Source organism: Halalkalibacillus sediminis (genome assembly GCF_002844535.1).
GTDB classification, from domain to species: Bacteria; Bacillota; Bacilli; order Bacillales; family Alkalibacillaceae; genus Halalkalibacillus_A; species Halalkalibacillus_A sediminis.
Map to the genome: position 1 here is coordinate 260,727 of NZ_PJNH01000002.1, position 17,996 is coordinate 278,722.

A 17,996-nucleotide genomic window follows, 5' to 3' on the forward strand; every position below is an offset into this window, starting at 1 on the left:
CATGTCAAAAGCAGTTATAGTGGAAAATATATCAAAGAAATATAAGTTATATGGAAGAAAGTTGCATAGGTTATTAGATTTAATTATCCCTGGTAAATCTTATGGTGACGATTTTTATGCGCTTAGGGACGTATCCTTCGACGTAGATAAAGGTGATATAGTTGGTTTTATAGGTGTGAATGGATCTGGTAAATCAACTTTATCTAATATAATCGCTGGAGTAGTGCCACAAACATCAGGGGAACTTACAGTTAATGGCCAAACAGCTTTGATAGCTGTGAATGTAGGCCTCGATCGTAAGTTGACTGGTAGGGAAAATATTGAGCTTAAGCTTCTGATGCTAGGTTTCAGCATGAAAGAAGTAAAGCAGATGCAAGACTATATTATTGAGTTCTCTGAACTAGGAAAATTCATTGATCAACCAGTAAAGACATACTCTAGTGGTATGAAATCGCGTTTGGGATTCTCAATATCTGTAAGTATCGATCCTGATATATTAATCATCGACGAGGCATTATCGGTTGGAGATAAAGCTTTTTCAGAAAAAAGCTTTGCCAAAATGAGAGAATTTAAAGAGGCTGGTAAGACGATGTTCTTTGTCAGTCACTCGATGGGACAGATGAAAAAGTTCTGTGAGAAAATTGTGTGGCTCGAATTTGGTAAAATCAAAATGTACGGAGATGCCTCAGAAGTATTACCAAAGTACGAAGCTTTCTTAGATGACTATAAAAATATGAGTAAAAAAGAGAAAAAAAAGTATAGAAAGAAAGCCGAAAATTAAATTGATTGCATTTAGATTCTAATTTCTAATGAGAGAAATGAGTGTAGTGAAAATGAGGAAAACAATTTATCTGCATTTGGGATATCATAAAACTGCAACGACCTTTTTACAGAAAAAGATATTCTCCAAATTAAAAGAAGTTAGATATATTAAGCATAAGCCAATCAAACAAGAGCTTTATGATTTAAGAGTGAGAAAACTAAGTGAAGATCGAGTAAAAGAAATACGAAATAAGTTTGACTCTTTAGGCAAAGAAAATCGCCCTACCTTAATTTCTTATGAGGGGTGGTCTGGAAGTCCCTTTAAAAGAGCAAAACCCAAAAAAAGCGTTAAAATATTAAAAGATCTAAGAAGAGTTTTCCCTGAAGATTTATATGATGTCAGAATCATTATAGGTATCAGAGAACAAGTCCAGTTAATTACATCTTTATATATCCAACACTTGCACATGGGTGGAACACAGAAAGTAGAAGATTATATCCAGAAACTAGAAGATCATGAGGTGTTGGACCAATATAAATATAACGAATACTTGAATAGTGTTGAAAAGGTATTTGGTATGAAGCCTTATGTACTCATATATGAAAATCTAAGAAAAGATGAAAATGAGTATCTACTGCAGCTCCTTAATTATATGGGTGTCAATAAAATACCCAAATATACTCAGGATGAAGTGAATAAAAGTTATGGTGTTCTGCAGGCAAAGCTAGCAAGAAGACTGAACAAAGTTTTCAAAACTAAACAAAATCCGGATGGGAAAATTAGAGTAAAAAAATCTAAGCGCTTTGGCAAAAAAATCTCTCCTAGGACTTTGTTGCAAAATAAGATCAGTTTTAAAATCCATTATAAAAGATATACACTTCCAAAAGAAATACAAGGAGATTTAAAAGCTAGATACTTGGAAGATAACCTTAAGCTTAACGAGAGAGATGAGATAAGTTTACCGGGAAATTACTTTCATAATTGAAAGGTGTGAAAGAACCAGTTAGATTACTGGTTCTTTTTGTATGCGAATAAATATTCCTCAGCCACTTTTTCAACGGTATGATTAGATAATACATGTTCATATGCATTGTGAGTTAATTTTTCCCTCAGTTCTTGATCATTCAATATTGAACGGATATGAACAGCCAACTCTACAATGTTTCTGTCTGAGAATAGCAGGCCATTCTCATTGTGAGTTATTAACTCCTTCAACCCTCCGACAGCTCCCGCAATTACTGGAGTTTTTGAAAGCATCCCTTCTAGTGCTGAGATCGATGTGGCTTCCTCTACACCCTTTGAATGTATGCTCGGCACTACCACGATGTTTGATAATTGGTATAGACTGGGCATTAATTGATGAGGGACGGAGCCTAGTAAACGTACTTGTTGTTTTAAATCCAACTGGAAAGTTAGTTGTTTAAGTTTATCCATCATTTCACCTGTACCAGCATAGACTAGCAATATATCCGGGTATTCGGTAATCAACTTTTCTAATGCTAGTAACGGGTAAATCACCCCGTTCTTTTCAGTCAATCTTCTCGGTACAAGAATGATTTTTTTGTTGTCAGGGAGGTTGTATTCGACCCTTAATTTGTTTGTTACATTGTTAGTTGATGTAAAACCTGATGGATCTATGAAGTTCTTTATTACGGTTGGTTCAATCTTAGTATTTCTTTTAACATGCTCCTTGAGTCTGTTGTCTACACAGATAATTTCACCAGCTGATTCATAGGCTTCTTTTTCATAGTCGATTGCTTTCTTGAAAAATGGACTTCCTTCTTTCAGTGCCCCTCTGCTCGTTGCTTCATACGAGTAATACCCGTGAAGAGTCAGCACGACATTGTCATGAATTCTTTGCGCAGCAATTGTCGCGAAGATATCTTGAGTGTTAATCACATCATAGCTTCCAGCGATTTTTCTCAAGGCAAGTTTCAAGGCATTCATTCTGCCTAGGTCTCCATATAGTTGACCTGCACCAACAGACAGTCTGTTCATAAGATAACCACAGCCTTTAATAGAGGTTTGAATAACCTTATTTATGTCACTCGAAGATAAGACAGTTACCTGATGGCCGGATTTTTCCAATCCCTTTTTTAACATGGAAATATGCGTGGACATTCCACCTTCATGTGGATACTGGAAAATAGTGGTTAATAATATTTTCATTATTATATACCTCTCAATTCATGGATAGTGTTATGAATTTCATTCTTGAATGTGAGATAAAAAAAGGCTGATATAGCTATTCCTGTCAAAATAATGGAATAGTAGGCTGGAAATGAGATCATCGCTTTTAATCCGGTTAAAGTCACCGTTACAGAAAGAGTATATACACAAACCTTCAAGAAGAACCTATGACGGTAAAACGTCAAAAAATGGGTTGTGCTAAAGAAGTAGTAAATAACTTGAATAGCCATTGAAACTGATGTTGCCAATGCTACTCCTTTAATAGCAAAAAATTGTGCTAACGTTATACTTAATATCAGATTAGAAATCAGACCCAAAACACACCCAGCCAATAGAACTTTGTAAAGTTTGTATGCATAGAAATGCTGGGTAAAAAATTCTCTCAAAGCAATGAATACAATTCCGAACGCATAGTAGAACAATGCTTTACTTGTAAGTGTTGTGGCATCAGTATCAAAGCTTCCTCTTTCATAAATGAGAGTAACTAAAGGGGTCGCTTCAATCAGTAAGAATATTGAAGTTGGAATTGACAGAAGAACGATAAGCTTTACTCCAACTTTAATTAATTTTTTATATAATGCATTTGCCATCCGGTTTTTAGCAAGCTTAGGGAAGAATATAGTTGATATTGGTATCATCACTATACTGAGAGGTAGCCATAACAATCGATAACTATAATTCAATGCAGAGACGCTTCCTGGATCTAGTGTTGATGCAACCATCCTGTCAATGATCATATTCAGCTGAATTAATAATGCTGCTATTATAATCGGGTAGGAGGGTTTTAATAATTTAGCCACTAACTTAAAAGCATCCATATTAATTGTAGGTAAATAGCTTTTGCTTTCTATAGGTGAAAATGCTAGTTGAAATACCATTTGATTGAGCACCCCAAGTAATATTGCAAAAGGAAAGGCATAGTAACCCAAATGTGGGAAGCCCAAGATTATAAAGCAAATCACACTCAAGTTATTGATGACTAACCCAAAAGCTGGTGAAGCGAACTTCTCATTGGCGTGAAAAACTAAAGTTGATAGAGATATCCCTGTCATGAATAATATATTTGGAGCTAAAATTGCAACGATGAAGCTGGCTGTTTCCTTTTCAGTCTGGTTAAAACCAGGGGCGACCAGCTGAATAAGTGGAAGTGAAAAAACAATCAGTAATAATACAATTATTGATGATAATGAGAAGAAAAAACCTGTTAATTTACTAAGAAGCTGTTTATGTGATGAATCTTTTGTCTTATCTATATAAATAGGTAATAACCTACCGTTAATTACTGTTCCAATCAAAGTAAAAGATAATGTAGGTATGATTAAAGCGATGTAGAAAATGTCTGCAACGCTTGAGGTACCTAAGTAATTTGCTATAAGTGCTTCTCTCGCAAACCCCAAAATCTTACTTAAAATGATAAACAAAGCCATAGCTGAAAAGGATTTTAAAAACAATGGCTTACCAGTCATGGTCAGCACCTAATTGAATGAGGAAACCCAATAAGCTGTAATAAAATATCATAAAGGTTTTATCTTCCAAGGTATTATAAAAGAGCGACGAAATCAGAAGCACTATTGTGGATGAAATAAAAACATTCACATAAAGTCTAGGTAAAGTTAAAATCAATTTTTTAGTTAAACTGACTATGAACCAAATTAAAAGAAAGTAACCGATGACACCAGTAGAAACAAGTAAGTAAATATACTGGTTATCAGCATATACCTTTTCGGGAATACCATACTTTTCATATATAGGAGAAGAATATTTTAACGTAGCGGCATCACCGAAAGTAGCAAGTCCAACGCCAGTTAGTGGATGATCTTTGAAGATCTCAATTCCTTTTAAGATGATATAAATTCTACCCCATTCAGTACTATCACTTATAGTTTCTTCATCAATGGCCGAACGTATTCTTTCTAGAAAGCTTTTATTATTTGGTGAGTGTTCAGGTTCATAAGACACTTCTTCTTTACTGTCAGTCGATGCGCTTTGGTCTGCTATCATGTTGGTAGGATAGTAAATCATAACTATTGAAATAACCCCAACCAACAATACCCGTACGAGAAACTTCCAATTTTTTGATACTATGATGTATACTATTAACCCTAATAAATATGCTAAAAATGCCCCCCTAGAGTAAGTCAATAGCGCGGTTCCTAGGATGACTGTTCTTGAGATATACAGTAGAACTTTGTTAGGTTTTGTGGCATAGTGTTCAAAAGCGAAAGTCAGGAAGAAAATGAAGAGAAGATACATAGCTAGTACATTCGGGTTACCGACCATACCGTAAACTCTATCAGTGTTCACATCTGATAATTTCCAATTTGTCCAAGCATTTGGTACAAGCATAGTCCTGTGGAAGGTTTTTTCTATAATTCCGTGTAAACTAAGAATCATACCTACTATAATAGATGTAACCAATAAGTACATCTGTTCAATTCGTTCCCACTTAATCGTCAAGAATAAGAAAACCATTAATAAAAGTAATCCGAGAGAACGTAACTGAGTAACTACAGCCACTGGTCTTACTTCATTTATCAGAGCAATTATCGCACCTAGAAGGAAGACTCCTCCAAAGTAAAAGAATGGCTTCAGTTCTAGTAGAATTTTTGTGAACCTAGATTTGTTCTTCCAAATCATTATGAGTGAAGATAGTATGATGATGAGATCACCTAACCAAAGTAAAGTAGGATTTAACTCAACTATCAAAGGTCGCATAGGAAAATATAAAAATAAAAAAACAATGTTTGTTTTAAGGAAATAAAAATTCATTGTCGTAACGAATAGTATGAAAAGAAAAGAAATTAATGGGTCAGAATAGAAAAAGTTTATGATTAGTAATAAAGTATATATTGATAAAATTACAACTGAAAATCGCATTTAAACACACTCCAAACATAAATGAAGGGATTTTCTTATGGAAAAACTAAACCATGTTGAAATATTAGGTGTCCCATTCCTAAAAAGTACTAAAAATCATTTTCTAGAAAATGAAATAGTACCTGCTATCAAAAGTGATGAAAAACGTTTCATCATTACTGCTAATCCGGAAATCGTCATGCATGCATATAATGATGAGAGCTACAAAACCATTATGAATCAGGCTGATTATGTAATTGCTGATGGAATTGGTATTATTATTGCCTCAAAAATCAAAAAAAATCCCTTACCGGAGCGGATTCCTGGTTTTGAATTAATGAATGATTTGTTGATTTTCGCTAATAAGGAAAAGCTAAAAGTATACTTCTTCGGTGGAAAAGAGAAAGTTCTCAATCATTCAGTTGAAAATATAAGAAATAAATTTTCAGATCTTAAGGTGGTAGGGTCTCATCATGGATATGTAGATTTGGATGATGAAGAAGTTATAAACCAAGTAATGGATGCGAGGCCAGACATTGTTCTAGTAGCCCTGGGGTGCCCAAAGCAGGAAGAATGGATAGATCAAAACAAGGACAAACTACAAAAAGGGATTTTGATGGGAGTTGGAGGAAGTTTTGATGTTTGGGCTGGAGAAACACGAAGAGCGCCTGAATTTTGGATTAAGCTGAACTTGGAATGGTTATACAGATTGATCAAACAACCAAGTAGGATGAGGAGAGTGCTCAAACTGCCACAATTCATCATACATGTTTTAAGGGGAAAATAATTCAAAAAGGAAGACCTTAATGCGTGTATTACATTTAAATGCAGGAAATGAGACAGGAGGCGGTATGGTTCATATCCTCAACTTATTTTCTCATTTTGATCAAAGTGAAATTACATTAGGATTGTTTCAAAAAGGTGAATTTTATCAAAATGCGTTAAAAAAACAAATTCCAGTTAAATTGTTTTCGAGTAAAAACACCAAGGATTTAAAGGTGTTACACAAGCTCATTAGATATATCAATGATTCGGAATTCGATTTCATTCATACTCATGGACCAAGAGCAACTTTTTTCTTAGCTATTATTAAGCCATTCATAAATACTCCTGTAATAACTACTATTCACAGTAATCCTAGCGAAGACTTTGTGGGGAAAGGGTTTAAGGGGAAGATATACCACTCTCTACACCGTTTTTCATTTCGTTATGTAGATCATTTTGTAGTCGTGTCAGAGGAGTTTACGCGGATGATGAAGAGGAACTTCAACCTAAACGACCATCAACTTAATACTATATATAATGGTATTGATTTTGACCAACATCTTTTATCTGTTAGTAAGGAAAAATACGGGTACAATAGAGATGATTTTTTAATTATGATGCCTGCTAGGCTAGAGAAAGTGAAGCAACATCATTTAGCGATTAAAGCGGTGAAGAGTTTAGTGTTAAAGTATCCACAAGTTAAATTGCTTCTCCTAGGTGATGGAAGTGAAATGGGTAATGTTAGCCGACTTATTTCCGATTTAGGGCTATCTGAGAAAGTTCACCTTTTAGGCTATAGGGAAGATATTCAAGAATTCCTCTCATGTGCGGACCTTGTATTGTTAACATCCAAAAGTGAAAGCTTCCCTCTTGTTCTACTTGAAGCAGCAAGAGCCAAGGTCCCGATTGTTACGACAGATGTAGGTGATGTTTCTAAACTTATTCCTGATAAGAAGTTTGGATGGGTTGTAAAAGATCATTCTATAGATGGAATCGAGGCTGCAATTATCGAGGTTATAAATGAGAGCAAAAAGGGTATATATAAGCCACAGTGCATAAAATTATATGAGTATGCATCAAAACGTTTTTCGATGAAACATTTTTGTGATTCATATCGTCATATATACAGGGAACTCCACTCTCATTATAACAAGAAATTACTTTGAAAAATGTTAAGACATTGTAAAGAAATATATACAGAAATCGACATTTATTGTGATAGAATGTTCCTTAGGACTGAAAATTGAGGTGACACACATGTCCTTTTTAGATATGATCATTGCATTTATAATTACATTCATAATTACTATTATCATTACCCCCTTGATAATCAAGGCTAGTAAGAAATTTGGGGTAGTCGACAGACCTAATGATCGGAAAAAGCATAATGGTGAAATTCCTTTATTAGGAGGCTTAGCCCTAATTCTGCCGATAACCATTGGGCTTATTTGGTTACAGCCAGAACACCCTCAATTATTTGCTATTTCATTAGGCGCCTTGTTAATCATAACGATAGGTGTAGTTGATGATTTATATTCAGTTAAACCAGTTGTTAAATTATTTGCTCAGATTACAGCTTCTATAATGGTGATTGCTGCTGGGTTAAAAATTGAATTTTTAACGATCCCTTTTATGGGGAGTGTGGACTTGGGAGTCTGGAGCTACATCATTACCGTACTTTGGATTGTCGGAATCACTAATGCAATCAATTTAATAGACGGATTAGATGGTTTGGCTGGGGGAGTATCTGCAATTGCCTTCCTAAGTATGTTCGTTATGGCCATCACTGATGGTGTAACCATTGTCATAATCCTAAGTATCTTATTCATTGCTGCATTATCCGGTTTTCTAATATATAATTTTTATCCTGCAAAAATCTTTTTAGGGGATACTGGTTCTCTTTTTATAGGTTATTCGATTGCGGTAGTGTCCATGTTGGGACTATTTAAAAATGTAACGCTTTTCAGCTTCATTATTCCAATTGTTATGCTATTAATTCCGATTTGCGACACAATTTTTGCGATCATACGAAGAGCTATTAATAAACAGCATATAATGACGGCAGACAGGAAACACATTCATTACGTATTATTGGAAATGGGCTTTAGCCACCGGGCCACTGTCCTAATGATGTATGCATTTAGCGCGTTTTTTGGGGCTATGGCAATAATCTTTACCAATGCTACGATGATTCTGTCGTTATTCATCATGGCCTTTGTGATACTAGCTTTACATCTTTTGGCTGAGCTGACGGGTGTAGTCCAAGGGGGCAGGACACCAGTTCTTAACCAGCTGAAAAGGTTGCTTAACCCAAAATAAGAATAGAATTTATATTTGAATTACCCATATAATTTAGGGGCTATCTGTTTTAGTACAGATAGTCTCTTTAGGTTAAAAGGATATTTGTTAAATTAAGGAGAGAACACCATTGAATATCAAAACAATTTTGAAGAGAGTTTACAGAAAAGCCGTTGCCTTAAAAAAATCTAGAAATCAAATCTCAGTTGAAAATGTCTACCTTGAAAATGGTATATATTTTATTCAAGTCAAAAAAAATAAATTCAATGGAAAGATTTTTAAGAAGAATTCTTCACTTATTTTTTCCGACAAAGTAAAAGAGGTAGAGTTGCCGCTTATTCTAAAACACATTAAAGATAATTCATACGTACTTCCGGTCAAATTGAAAGATTTACCTGAAATAAAAAAAGACGAGACAAATTGGCATATAAAATTACTTTATCAAAAGTCTAAACCTAAGAAATTCTCATTTGTAGTAGGTAAAAAATTGAAGCGGTACTTGCATACACAAAAATTCTTTGAGGATGGACAAACCTATTCATTAAAAGCTACACGCCATAATAAATTGATGATTAATCATTTTGATCAGAAAAATACAGAAGACATCAAGCACCTAATCAACAATGTCCATAATTTGAGGGAGGAAGAGGGTTATCTATTAATAAGTGGAGACTTCATCGGGGAACAATTCCTGTTCACTCAACCATTTGACGGAATCAAACTAGTTTCTCATTCCAGAGGATCCAGAATGAAACAGGAGTATAGAGTAGAAATGATTGGTGATGCCCAGTGGACGGTAAGAATCCCTTATGAAGATTTTCCTAGTTCTAAAACTATTCTGGATTTTTATTTCCTTTTATTCAAAAATAATCAGGAATTTAGGTTCAGGGTGAAACTGATTGATGATTTTGGTGTCTCAGATAGAAAGTTCATAGTCGACCACGATAAAAAAGGAGCTATTGAATATACACCTTATCAAACAGAGCTCTACTCATTGTCCATCAAATCTGATGTTAAAACGATAAAACTTAACAGCCTCGAGGTAGATGAGAGCCCTGATTCATATATTATTACTGGGCGTATCAAGAAGAAGTACAATCTGGTTCGACCAGAAGTAGTATTTAAAAACCGCGATAGCGAAAACTTCATCAGCTTTACTGCTGAATTAAGAACTGATCAGAATTTTCATTATTTCTCTGCGGAAGTATCTAAAGAAGTACTGTTTAATGATGAATTAGTTATATATGATATATACATGTCAGATTTTGTTGAAGGGAACAGGATTAAATTCCGTTTAAAACGAAAGTCCACAAATTTAAAATGGGACACTATCAAAGAGTTTTTCGACGGCAACAACTTTTATCAATCTTTTTTCTATTCCACTGAATTCGGAAACCTTTCATATGGGATAGTGAAACCTTCAATATCTAAAAAGGTAGATCATGCAATTATAAAAGATAACAATGTAAAGATTAAAGGTGAAGCGTATATAGAACGTGAAAACGTGGAAGATATTTCTCAACAGCAGCTAATGGTAGTCTTTATGAATAGGGAATCTGAAAGAGAAATAATATGTACTCAAGAAGGAAATAAAATTGATGTCTCCTATCCATTAGAAAAGATATCTGATCTTATCGCACAACCCAAGGATATTGTTGACATTTATATAAGGGTACAAATCAACGGGTTCATGAATCAAAGAAAACTTGGCTTGGACGAGTATGATTACTTAAAGGATGATTACCTTGCAAAGGGTTTTATTGAGGGTGCTACAAACTCAATTCAAATGTTCATGACACTGACTCCCTACGGGAACGTTAAATTAGAAACTCAAAGCTATCCTAATGAGTATTTCCAATTACTCGAGCAATCATCTTTAGATGGCACATCAGGTGATATTTGGTTGATAGGGGAACGACCGGATACCGCTCAGGATACAGGTTATCATTTCTTTAAGCATTTGAGAGAACACCACCCTGAGATTGAAGCTTATTATGTAATTGAACAGGATTCTGAAGATGAAAAGAATGTTGCTCGCTTTGGTAATGTATTACACCTCGGAACTGATGAGCACATCAATAAGAGCCTTCAGGCTAGTGCGTTCTTCTGCTCGCATGACATTGAATACATTTTGCCGTTCAAGGGCAAAGACATGGTCAATTACAGAAACGGATTGAGAGTCTTCTTACAACACGGTGTCTTAGGTAGAAAGAATGTTGAGTATCATAAAATTTATTATAAATACCCTTTTAATATGGTGTGCGTCAGCTCGGAACCTGAGAAAGACCTTGTAGTCGAAAAATTGAAATATGAAGAAGAAGAAGTTGTTGTAACTGGATTGTCAAGATTCGACAACTTATTTGAAACCACTGAAGAGAATAGAATTCTTTTGATTCCGACATGGAGGCAGTGGCTTAATACCACTGAGACATTCAAAGAATCGGAGTACTGGTCAAGATATCTTTCGCTATTAGCGAATGAGAGGTTGTTATCACTGTTAGAGAAACATGATTTAATTCTTGATTTTTACCCTCACTACCGAATGCAACAATTCATTGAGGAGAGTAACATAGTTCTCGATTCCAAAATTAATTTAATAAGATTGGGTGAGGTTAATGTTCAAGATCTATTAAAGCGGAGTGAACTAATGATTACTGACTTTTCTAGTGTGTCATTTGATTTTAATTTCATGCACAAACCTGTCATGTTCTATCATTTTGACTTCAGAAGGTTTTTCGCAAGAGGGATTCTTCGTCCTAAAAATGAAACATTTCTAGGGGATATTGCTACTTCAGAGGAAGAGTTAGTGGACCGAATTCAAGAGAGTATTGAAAAAGGTTTCCAGGAAAAAGAAGAAGTTGAAACAAAAAGGGATCAGATTCTTGCGCATACAGATAATGAAAACAGTGAAAGAATATTTCGAGCAGCAAACAAATATTTATAATCACAGATTTTATATGCTCCTCTTTGAGTAGCCAGATTAAAACTAAGATCTGTTACTTAAGGGGAGTATTTTTTTATTTTCGGCTCTAGAATAATTGTTGGGGTAAGGTCGTTTTCTGACAATAAAAAACACGCAAACTCCTACTTTTGTTAAACTTCATTTGGAGTTGGAACGTCAACCTCATCACTGTCCTTCTTGTGGGACATTGACAACGAAGGTTCATGATTATCGACAACAGAAAATCCGACATATTCAGATTTTTGGTCTCGAAACAAAGACTTTTTATTGAAAACGACGCTATATATGCATTGATAGTGACTGAGGTAAACGCTTCTATGAAGGGAATCGGTTGGTGGAAAGGTACCAACGGCAGTCAAGAGAGTTTAACCAAGCTGTTGGGATCGGTCTAATTATTGGAAGAATTTTGAATGTGAGGCTACTATATTTGTTACTTCTTCTGCCACCGTGATACGCGAGTTTGATGAAGTTTCTTCGAAAAAATTAATGCAAGCCAAGGAATTACTAGAGGTGCCTGCCATTTATCAATACAATGGTGATGAAGGGGGAGAAAAAAGTATCAGACTGTTATTGCAGATCCGGTGAATCGTCAACCTTTAGATGTTTTTAAGGGCCTTAAGAAAGAGTATTTACGCAAGCATGGTTCGAAGGTCTAGACTGTCGTCATGGATATGAGCCAATCATTTAAAGCAGCAATGAATCAAGCCTTAAGGCGACCCATTGTCGTAGCCGATCGTTTTCATTTTTGTCGTTTATACTTACTGAGCCCTTGAAAAGGTTCGACGCTCTGTACAAAACGAATTTGATAACTATGATCGTCAATTAAAAGAAGCCTACCGAAATGGTTTGAGTCTACTAAACAAACTGGTCCAGAGGACCTTGATGATACAAGGAATCGTTTATATGGCTACTATGAGTTAGTTCAATCATCAGGAATCCATGAATTTGCAGCAGCGATTAAAACGTTTAAAAACTGGCAAAAAAATATCATGAGCAGCTTTGAATTTGACTTACACAATGGCTATGTAGAAGGCATCAATAACCATGGAATTGATTATCGACAAATAACACATTTATAGATGAATTACTCTTAAAAGAAATTGTAATAAAGAGGGAAAAGTATTATAATTGACAACAGAGTTCAGAGATGGGGAGGCATATAATGACACAAACAATCAAAGCTCACGGTGGCTCATTAGTTAACCGTGAAGTAAAAGGAACTAAGAGAGATAAAGCATTAAATGATGCTAAGAATCTTAAATCATTAACAATTTCAAACTGGGCAATCTCAGATTTGGAATTAATCGGTATAGGCGGGTTTAGTCCACTTGAAGGTTTTATGGGAGAGAGAGACTACAAAAGCGTAGTCAATAACATTCGTCTTGCAGATGGTTCTGTATGGAGTGTTCCTATTACATTATCCGTAACAAATGAGCAGGCTAAAGAATATGGTCTAGGCGAAGAAATCTCACTTAAAGGTGAAGATGGGATAACATACGGTACTATGGTTGTCGAAGAAAAATATACTTATGACAAAAAATTAGAAGCAAATAATGTGTACGGAACTACAGATGAAGCTCATCCCGGTGTGAAGAAATTGTATGAGCGTGGAGACATTTATCTAGGGGGACCTATCACATTATTGAACCGTCCAGACCATGGGGATTTTGATGAGTTTTACATGGACCCAGAAGAAACACGAAATATGTTCAAGGATCTTGGGTGGAAAACGGTTGTAGGTTTCCAAACGCGTAATCCGGTTCACCGTGCCCATGAACATATTCAGAAAACGGCTTTAGAAGCGGTAGATGGCTTACTTCTTAACCCATTAGTGGGGGAAACTAAATCTGATGATATCCCGGCTGACGTTCGCATGGAAAGCTATCAGGTTATTTTAGATAACTATTATGTTAAAGACCGTGTACGCTTAGTAATCTACCCTGCAGCGATGCGTTATGCCGGGCCTCGTGAAGCGATTCTACATGCGATTGTGCGCAAGAATTATGGTTGTACACACTTCATTGTTGGTCGTGACCATGCTGGTGTGGGCGATTACTATGGAACATATGATGCACAAGATCTGATTGCTCAGTTTGAAGAGGAATTAAATATGACGATTTTTAAATTTGAACATGCTTTTTACTGCACAGTTTGTGAGAACATGGCTTCAGCTAAGACATGCCCACATGATAAAGAGAATCACGTTCACCTGAGTGGTACAAAAGTTCGTGAATTACTACGTAATGGAGAGCGTCCACCGAAAGAATTTTCTCGCCCAGAAGTGGCTGATGTTTTAATTAAAGGTATGGAACAAAACTAAAGGGGATTCTCCCATGACTTTCGAGATGGTATTCGTATCAATCATCATACTAACCATGTTAGTCGGGCTGCTGTTAGAGGTTGCCCGACCTGACATGGTTGTTTTTTCAGCATTGACATTATTTTTGCTAACTGGAATTTTAACACCTGAGCAAGCCCTTAAAGGTTTTTCTAATGAAGGGATGCTGACGATCGCACTATTGTTCATAGTTGCTGGAGCAGTTCAAAAGAGTGGAATGGTGGACCGGTTGATGAAGAATTGGCTGGTGAATACAAAGTCAATTAAGGGCATGACTGGTAGGTTTTTTGCGCCGGTTTCAATGTTTTCAGCATTTTTGAATAACACACCGATTGTTGTGACATTCACTCCGATTATTAGAGATTGGTGCGAGGAAAAGGGAATAGCTCCTTCAAAGTTTCTCATTCCTTTATCTTATGTGACTATACTAGGTGGAACGATCACTTTAATGGGGACCTCAACGAACTTGGTCGTCCATGGCATGTTAAAAGACTATGGATTTGAAGGTTTTGCATTTTTTCAGTTAGCTATAGTAGGAGTCCCGATTACACTTGTGGGTTTAGTCTACTTATCTACAATTGGCTATAAGTTGTTGCCATCGTATAAAGGTTTTCATGAAAGAGTGAAAGAGGATTCTAGAAAATATATAGCAGAGCTAACTGTGGAAGATGATTTTCCCTACCTGAATCAATCTGTAAAAAAAGCGGGATTAAGAGATTTAAAAGGCTTGTACTTAATTGAAATTATGCGATCAAACGAAATTGTTTCTCCTGTCAGATCAACAACAATCATTCAATCTGGAGATCGATTAATTTTCACCGGTCTAATTTCAACAATTGCAGACCTAGAAAAAATCAGAGGTCTTCATTTAGAAACTGGCTCACATTTGAAATTAGAAGATTTGAAGAATGGTAATGGGGAAACGCAATTGGTTGAAGCAGTGGTCTCCCATCAATCATCCTTACTAAGTAAAACGATTAAAGAATCCAAGTTTCGATCAAAGTTTGATGCAGGGGTTATAGCTGTGCATCGAAATAATGAGCGAATCAAAAGTAAGATCGGTGATATTCGGTTAAGACCTGGCGACACACTTTTACTGTTAACAGGGGCGGATTTTGTAGCTAAAAACCAACAATCAAATGATTTTTATGTGATATCTTCTCTTGATACTCCCAAAGAGTTGAATGAAGACCCCCTTAAAGGTTGGCTTGCAATAGGCGTCCTCATTAGTATGATTTTGTTAGTGACGCTTGGTTTCTTGAGCATGTTCAAAGCGATGGTCTTAGCAGTTTTGATTCTTTTAGTTGGTAAGATTATAAGTCCTGAAGAAGCGAAGGGCTACATCCAATTTCACGTCTTATTACTGATTGCAAGTGCAATAGGTGTTGGAGCTGCAATAACTAGTACTGGATTAGCAGACTTCGTAGCTGAGAATGTTTTATCTTTTGTCCAACCACTAGGGATATTAGCTGTTATTCTTGTCGTATATTTCTTGACGAATATCTTTACTGAAATGATTACAAACGTTGCAGCTGCAGTTTTAATGCTGCCAATAGGATTAGAAATGGCTAATCAGTTAAATGTGGACCCTATGGGTTTTGCTGTTACTATAGCCATCGCTGCTTCAGCTAGTTTCATCACTCCCATTGGCTATCAAACCAACCTAATAGTGTATGGTCCGGGAGAATATAAATTCTTAGATTACTTTAAAGTGGGGTTCCCTTTAAGTATAATAGTAATGGTAGTAACTACATTAATAATTTACCAAGTATGGTTTTAGGAGGATTAAAATGAGTAAAGCATCAAATATAGTGTGGCACGAATCAAACGTAACAAAGGAAGAAAGACAGAAAATGAAAGGTCATAGTAGTGCAGTGATTTGGTTTACAGGGCTCTCTGGGGCTGGGAAATCCACTGTATCAGTTGATTTAGAAAAAGAGCTTCATAAATTAGGGGTACATACATACCGTTTGGACGGAGATAATGTACGTCACGGATTGAACAATAACTTAGGGTTCAGTGCAGAAGACCGTGCGGAAAACATCCGTCGAGTAGGTGAAGTATCAAAACTCATGGCTGATGCCGGCCTGGTAACTCTATCTGCATTTATTTCTCCATATCGAGAAGACCGTGATAATGTTCGAAAAATGATGAACGAACAAGAATTTGTTGAAGTATACGTAAAGTGTGATTTAGGTGTCTGTGAGGACCGTGACCCTAAAGGCCTCTATAAGAAAGCACGTGCTGGTGAAATTAAAGGGTTTACAGGGATCGATGACCCATACGAAGAACCGAATAAACCCGAAATAACTGTTGAAACAGACAAGCATTCCGTAGAAGAATGTGTGAAACAAATTGTCGATTATTTAAAACAAAACGGATATTTGGGAGAATAACCATGAAAGACAGTATTCAGTTAGAGAAATTATTCCATGTTGTTTTAAAAGCAGGGCAAGAGATCATGGGGATCTATCAAAAAGATTTCAATGTGGAGTACAAAGAAGATGACTCTCCATTGACAGAAGCTGATCAAAAAGCTCATCAAGTGATTGAATCAGAGTTGAAACAACATTACCCAAGTATACCTATATTGAGCGAGGAAGGGGCCAGTGTCCCTTTTAGTGAAAGAAAAGAATGGAGTCAATTCTGGTTAGTCGATCCTTTGGATGGAACGAAAGAATTCATTAAAAAGAATGGTGAATTCACTGTAAATATTGCCCTGATTGAAGAAGGTTACCCTTCAATTGGATTTATCTATGCTCCCGCATTAGATACTGCATATTTTGGGGTGGTTGGCCGAGCTTCATTTAAACTCGAACAAGCATCTAAACATAACGTTCTTTCAGAGTTAGATTTAATTGAAAAAAGTACAAAACTACCGTCCGTTCAAAACAAAGATGAAGTCTTTGTTGTTGCTAGCCGATCACATATGTCTAAAGAAACAGAGGACTTCGTTAATCAATTAAAGGAAGAGCACCCATCAGTTAATACGATTTCATCAGGTAGTTCACTTAAATTCTGTTTAGTTGCTGAAGGGAAAGCGGATTTTTACCCAAGATACGCTCCTACGATGGAATGGGATACAGGTGCTGGCCAAGCAATAGCAGAAGCAGCTGGAAAAGAAGTTGTTCGCTATGAAGACGGAGAACGTTTTTATTACAATAGAGAAAACCTGACAAATGGTTGGTTTTTAGTGAAGTAAGAGCTAGAATCTAATGAAATTAACAAAAAGTGGCAGAATCATTTTATGCCATTTGGTACTGCACCGCAAGAGTTAGAGTAAAAAATCTAACTCTTGCGGTGTTTTTATATGGCCAAATATAGTAAAGAATTTAAATTGAAAATTGTAAAAGAATACCTGAAGGTCCCTTGGCTTCCCCATTGTTGGCTAAAAGATATGGGGTTCCCAATTACGAACAAATAAGAAGATGGGTGAATGCCTGTAAGGGCTTTGGTAAAGAAGGGTTAAAGAGAAAGCGTTTGAATCAGTTTCCCCTGTTCAATTTAAGTTATGTATTAAACTTTATGAAACAAACGGGCGCTTCTTACCGAGACACCGCAATAGAGTTTAAGTTGAATAATCCATCTCTAATTGCGACATGGAACATCACTTTTCACCAAGAAGGGATTGAAGTGCTCAAAGAAAAACCGAAAGGACGGCCCCAAATGTCTGGAAAAAGAAAATCAAAACCATCTAACCAAGAAAAAAGATGGCCCTTGTGGAACTATTAGCCCATGAAGATGAGCTACTTCGCTTAGAAAATGCTTACTTAAAAAAGTTAAAAGCTTTTCAGGAGAACCCGGATGCCTTCCTCGAAAAGCAC

General features: G+C 36.0%; 17 protein-coding genes. 14 read left to right on the forward strand and 3 right to left on the reverse strand.

Annotated elements, in window-relative coordinates:
• Position 1 precedes the first annotated feature (1 nt).
• Together tagH and CEY16_RS07595 are read left to right on the forward strand one after the other, a co-directional pair.
• A complete protein-coding gene (gene tagH, locus CEY16_RS07590; RefSeq protein WP_101331393.1) occupies positions 2 to 781 on the forward strand; it encodes a teichoic acids export ABC transporter ATP-binding subunit TagH in 780 nt (259 codons plus the stop codon).
• 52 nt (positions 782 to 833) lie between these two features.
• Positions 834 to 1,748 (forward strand): hypothetical protein, encoded by a 915-nt coding sequence (locus tag CEY16_RS07595; protein ID WP_101331394.1) that lies wholly within the window; start codon positions 834 to 836, stop codon positions 1,746 to 1,748.
• A 23-nt stretch (positions 1,749 to 1,771) separates the two neighbouring features.
• Here the strand turns inward: CEY16_RS07595 and CEY16_RS07600 are convergent, their stop codons facing one another.
• From CEY16_RS07600 to CEY16_RS07610, 3 genes are read right to left on the reverse strand one after another with little or no spacing between them, the layout of a single operon-like run.
• Entirely contained in the window at positions 1,772 to 2,932 is a 1,161-nt protein-coding gene (locus tag CEY16_RS07600; RefSeq protein ID WP_101331395.1) for a glycosyltransferase family 4 protein, read from the reverse strand.
• 2 nt (positions 2,933 to 2,934) lie between these two features.
• Positions 2,935 to 4,419, reverse strand: a complete 1,485-nt coding sequence (gene murJ / locus CEY16_RS07605) for a murein biosynthesis integral membrane protein MurJ (protein WP_101331396.1) — start codon at positions 4,417 to 4,419, stop codon at positions 2,935 to 2,937.
• Complete coding sequence (locus CEY16_RS07610; protein WP_162297889.1) at positions 4,409 to 5,470, reverse strand: O-antigen ligase family protein; 1,062 nt, start codon at positions 5,468 to 5,470, stop codon at positions 4,409 to 4,411. Before CEY16_RS07610 ends, murJ begins: the two co-directional genes overlap by 11 nt.
• A 397-nt stretch (positions 5,471 to 5,867) precedes the next feature.
• Here CEY16_RS07610 and CEY16_RS07615 point away from each other — a divergent pair, with 397 nt between their 5' ends.
• The 12 genes from CEY16_RS07615 to CEY16_RS07670 all read left to right on the forward strand — a co-directional run bounded on the left by CEY16_RS07615 (position 5,868) and on the right by CEY16_RS07670 (position 17,904).
• Entirely contained in the window at positions 5,868 to 6,596 is a 729-nt protein-coding gene (locus tag CEY16_RS07615) for a WecB/TagA/CpsF family glycosyltransferase (RefSeq protein ID WP_101331398.1), read from the forward strand.
• Positions 6,597 to 6,615: 19 nt separating this feature from the next.
• On the forward strand, positions 6,616 to 7,740 hold the full coding sequence (locus CEY16_RS07620; protein WP_101331399.1) for a glycosyltransferase: 1,125 nt from the start codon (positions 6,616 to 6,618) through the stop codon (positions 7,738 to 7,740).
• A 91-nt stretch (positions 7,741 to 7,831) separates the two neighbouring features.
• Positions 7,832 to 8,893: an MraY family glycosyltransferase gene (locus tag CEY16_RS07625; protein WP_101331400.1), complete on the forward strand. Its 1,062-nt coding sequence runs from the start codon at positions 7,832 to 7,834 to the stop codon at positions 8,891 to 8,893.
• A 109-nt stretch (positions 8,894 to 9,002) separates the two neighbouring features.
• Entirely contained in the window at positions 9,003 to 11,816 is a 2,814-nt protein-coding gene (locus CEY16_RS07630) for a CDP-glycerol glycerophosphotransferase family protein (protein ID WP_101331401.1), read from the forward strand.
• 166 nt (positions 11,817 to 11,982) lie between these two features.
• Positions 11,983 to 12,105 carry a transposase family protein gene (locus CEY16_RS15580; protein ID WP_162297890.1) on the forward strand — a complete coding sequence of 41 codons (123 nt, stop codon included), beginning with the start codon at positions 11,983 to 11,985 and terminating at the stop codon, positions 12,103 to 12,105.
• A gap of 400 nt (positions 12,106 to 12,505) precedes the next feature.
• Entirely contained in the window at positions 12,506 to 12,607 is a 102-nt protein-coding gene (locus CEY16_RS15585; RefSeq protein ID WP_420795527.1) for a hypothetical protein, read from the forward strand.
• 48 nt (positions 12,608 to 12,655) lie between these two features.
• Positions 12,656 to 12,913, forward strand: coding sequence for a transposase (locus CEY16_RS15590; protein WP_101331404.1), 258 nt, complete (start codon positions 12,656 to 12,658; stop codon positions 12,911 to 12,913).
• Positions 12,914 to 12,996: 83 nt separating this feature from the next.
• The gene (sat, locus tag CEY16_RS07650) at positions 12,997 to 14,154 is read left to right on the forward strand and encodes a sulfate adenylyltransferase (protein ID WP_420795520.1); all 1,158 of its coding nucleotides are present in this window, start codon (positions 12,997 to 12,999) and stop codon (positions 14,152 to 14,154) included.
• A 13-nt stretch (positions 14,155 to 14,167) separates the two neighbouring features.
• Positions 14,168 to 15,952, forward strand: coding sequence for an SLC13 family permease (locus CEY16_RS07655; protein ID WP_101331406.1), 1,785 nt, complete (start codon positions 14,168 to 14,170; stop codon positions 15,950 to 15,952).
• A gap of 10 nt (positions 15,953 to 15,962) precedes the next feature.
• Positions 15,963 to 16,568 (forward strand): adenylyl-sulfate kinase, encoded by a 606-nt coding sequence (cysC, locus tag CEY16_RS07660; protein ID WP_101331407.1) that lies wholly within the window; start codon positions 15,963 to 15,965, stop codon positions 16,566 to 16,568.
• A 2-nt stretch (positions 16,569 to 16,570) separates the two neighbouring features.
• Entirely contained in the window at positions 16,571 to 17,374 is an 804-nt protein-coding gene (gene cysQ, locus CEY16_RS07665; RefSeq protein ID WP_101331408.1) for a 3'(2'),5'-bisphosphate nucleotidase CysQ, read from the forward strand.
• Positions 17,375 to 17,604: 230 nt separating this feature from the next.
• Positions 17,605 to 17,904, forward strand: coding sequence for a hypothetical protein (locus CEY16_RS07670; RefSeq protein WP_143484601.1), 300 nt, complete (start codon positions 17,605 to 17,607; stop codon positions 17,902 to 17,904).
• Positions 17,905 to 17,996: the final 92 nt, after the last annotated feature.

Excerpts from the sequence above, each read along its gene's own strand:
- cysC (WP_101331407.1), top strand. The coding sequence starts at position 15,963 with ATGAGTAAAGCATCAAATATAGTGTGGCACGAATCAAACGTAACAAAG.
- CEY16_RS07595 (WP_101331394.1), top strand. The coding sequence starts at position 834 with ATGAGGAAAACAATTTATCTGCATTTGGGATATCATAAAACTGCAACG.
- CEY16_RS07600 (WP_101331395.1), bottom strand. The coding sequence starts at position 2,932 with ATGAAAATATTATTAACCACTATTTTCCAGTATCCACATGAAGGTGGA.
- murJ (WP_101331396.1), bottom strand. The coding sequence starts at position 4,419 with ATGACTGGTAAGCCATTGTTTTTAAAATCCTTTTCAGCTATGGCTTTG.
- CEY16_RS07655 (WP_101331406.1), top strand. The coding sequence starts at position 14,168 with ATGACTTTCGAGATGGTATTCGTATCAATCATCATACTAACCATGTTA.
- CEY16_RS15585 (WP_420795527.1), top strand. The coding sequence starts at position 12,506 with ATGAGCCAATCATTTAAAGCAGCAATGAATCAAGCCTTAAGGCGACCC.
- tagH (WP_101331393.1), top strand. The coding sequence starts at position 2 with ATGTCAAAAGCAGTTATAGTGGAAAATATATCAAAGAAATATAAGTTA.
- CEY16_RS07625 (WP_101331400.1), top strand. The coding sequence starts at position 7,832 with ATGTCCTTTTTAGATATGATCATTGCATTTATAATTACATTCATAATT.
- CEY16_RS07620 (WP_101331399.1), top strand. The coding sequence starts at position 6,616 with ATGCGTGTATTACATTTAAATGCAGGAAATGAGACAGGAGGCGGTATG.
- cysQ (WP_101331408.1), top strand. The coding sequence starts at position 16,571 with ATGAAAGACAGTATTCAGTTAGAGAAATTATTCCATGTTGTTTTAAAA.
- sat (WP_420795520.1), top strand. The coding sequence starts at position 12,997 with ATGACACAAACAATCAAAGCTCACGGTGGCTCATTAGTTAACCGTGAA.
- CEY16_RS07615 (WP_101331398.1), top strand. The coding sequence starts at position 5,868 with ATGGAAAAACTAAACCATGTTGAAATATTAGGTGTCCCATTCCTAAAA.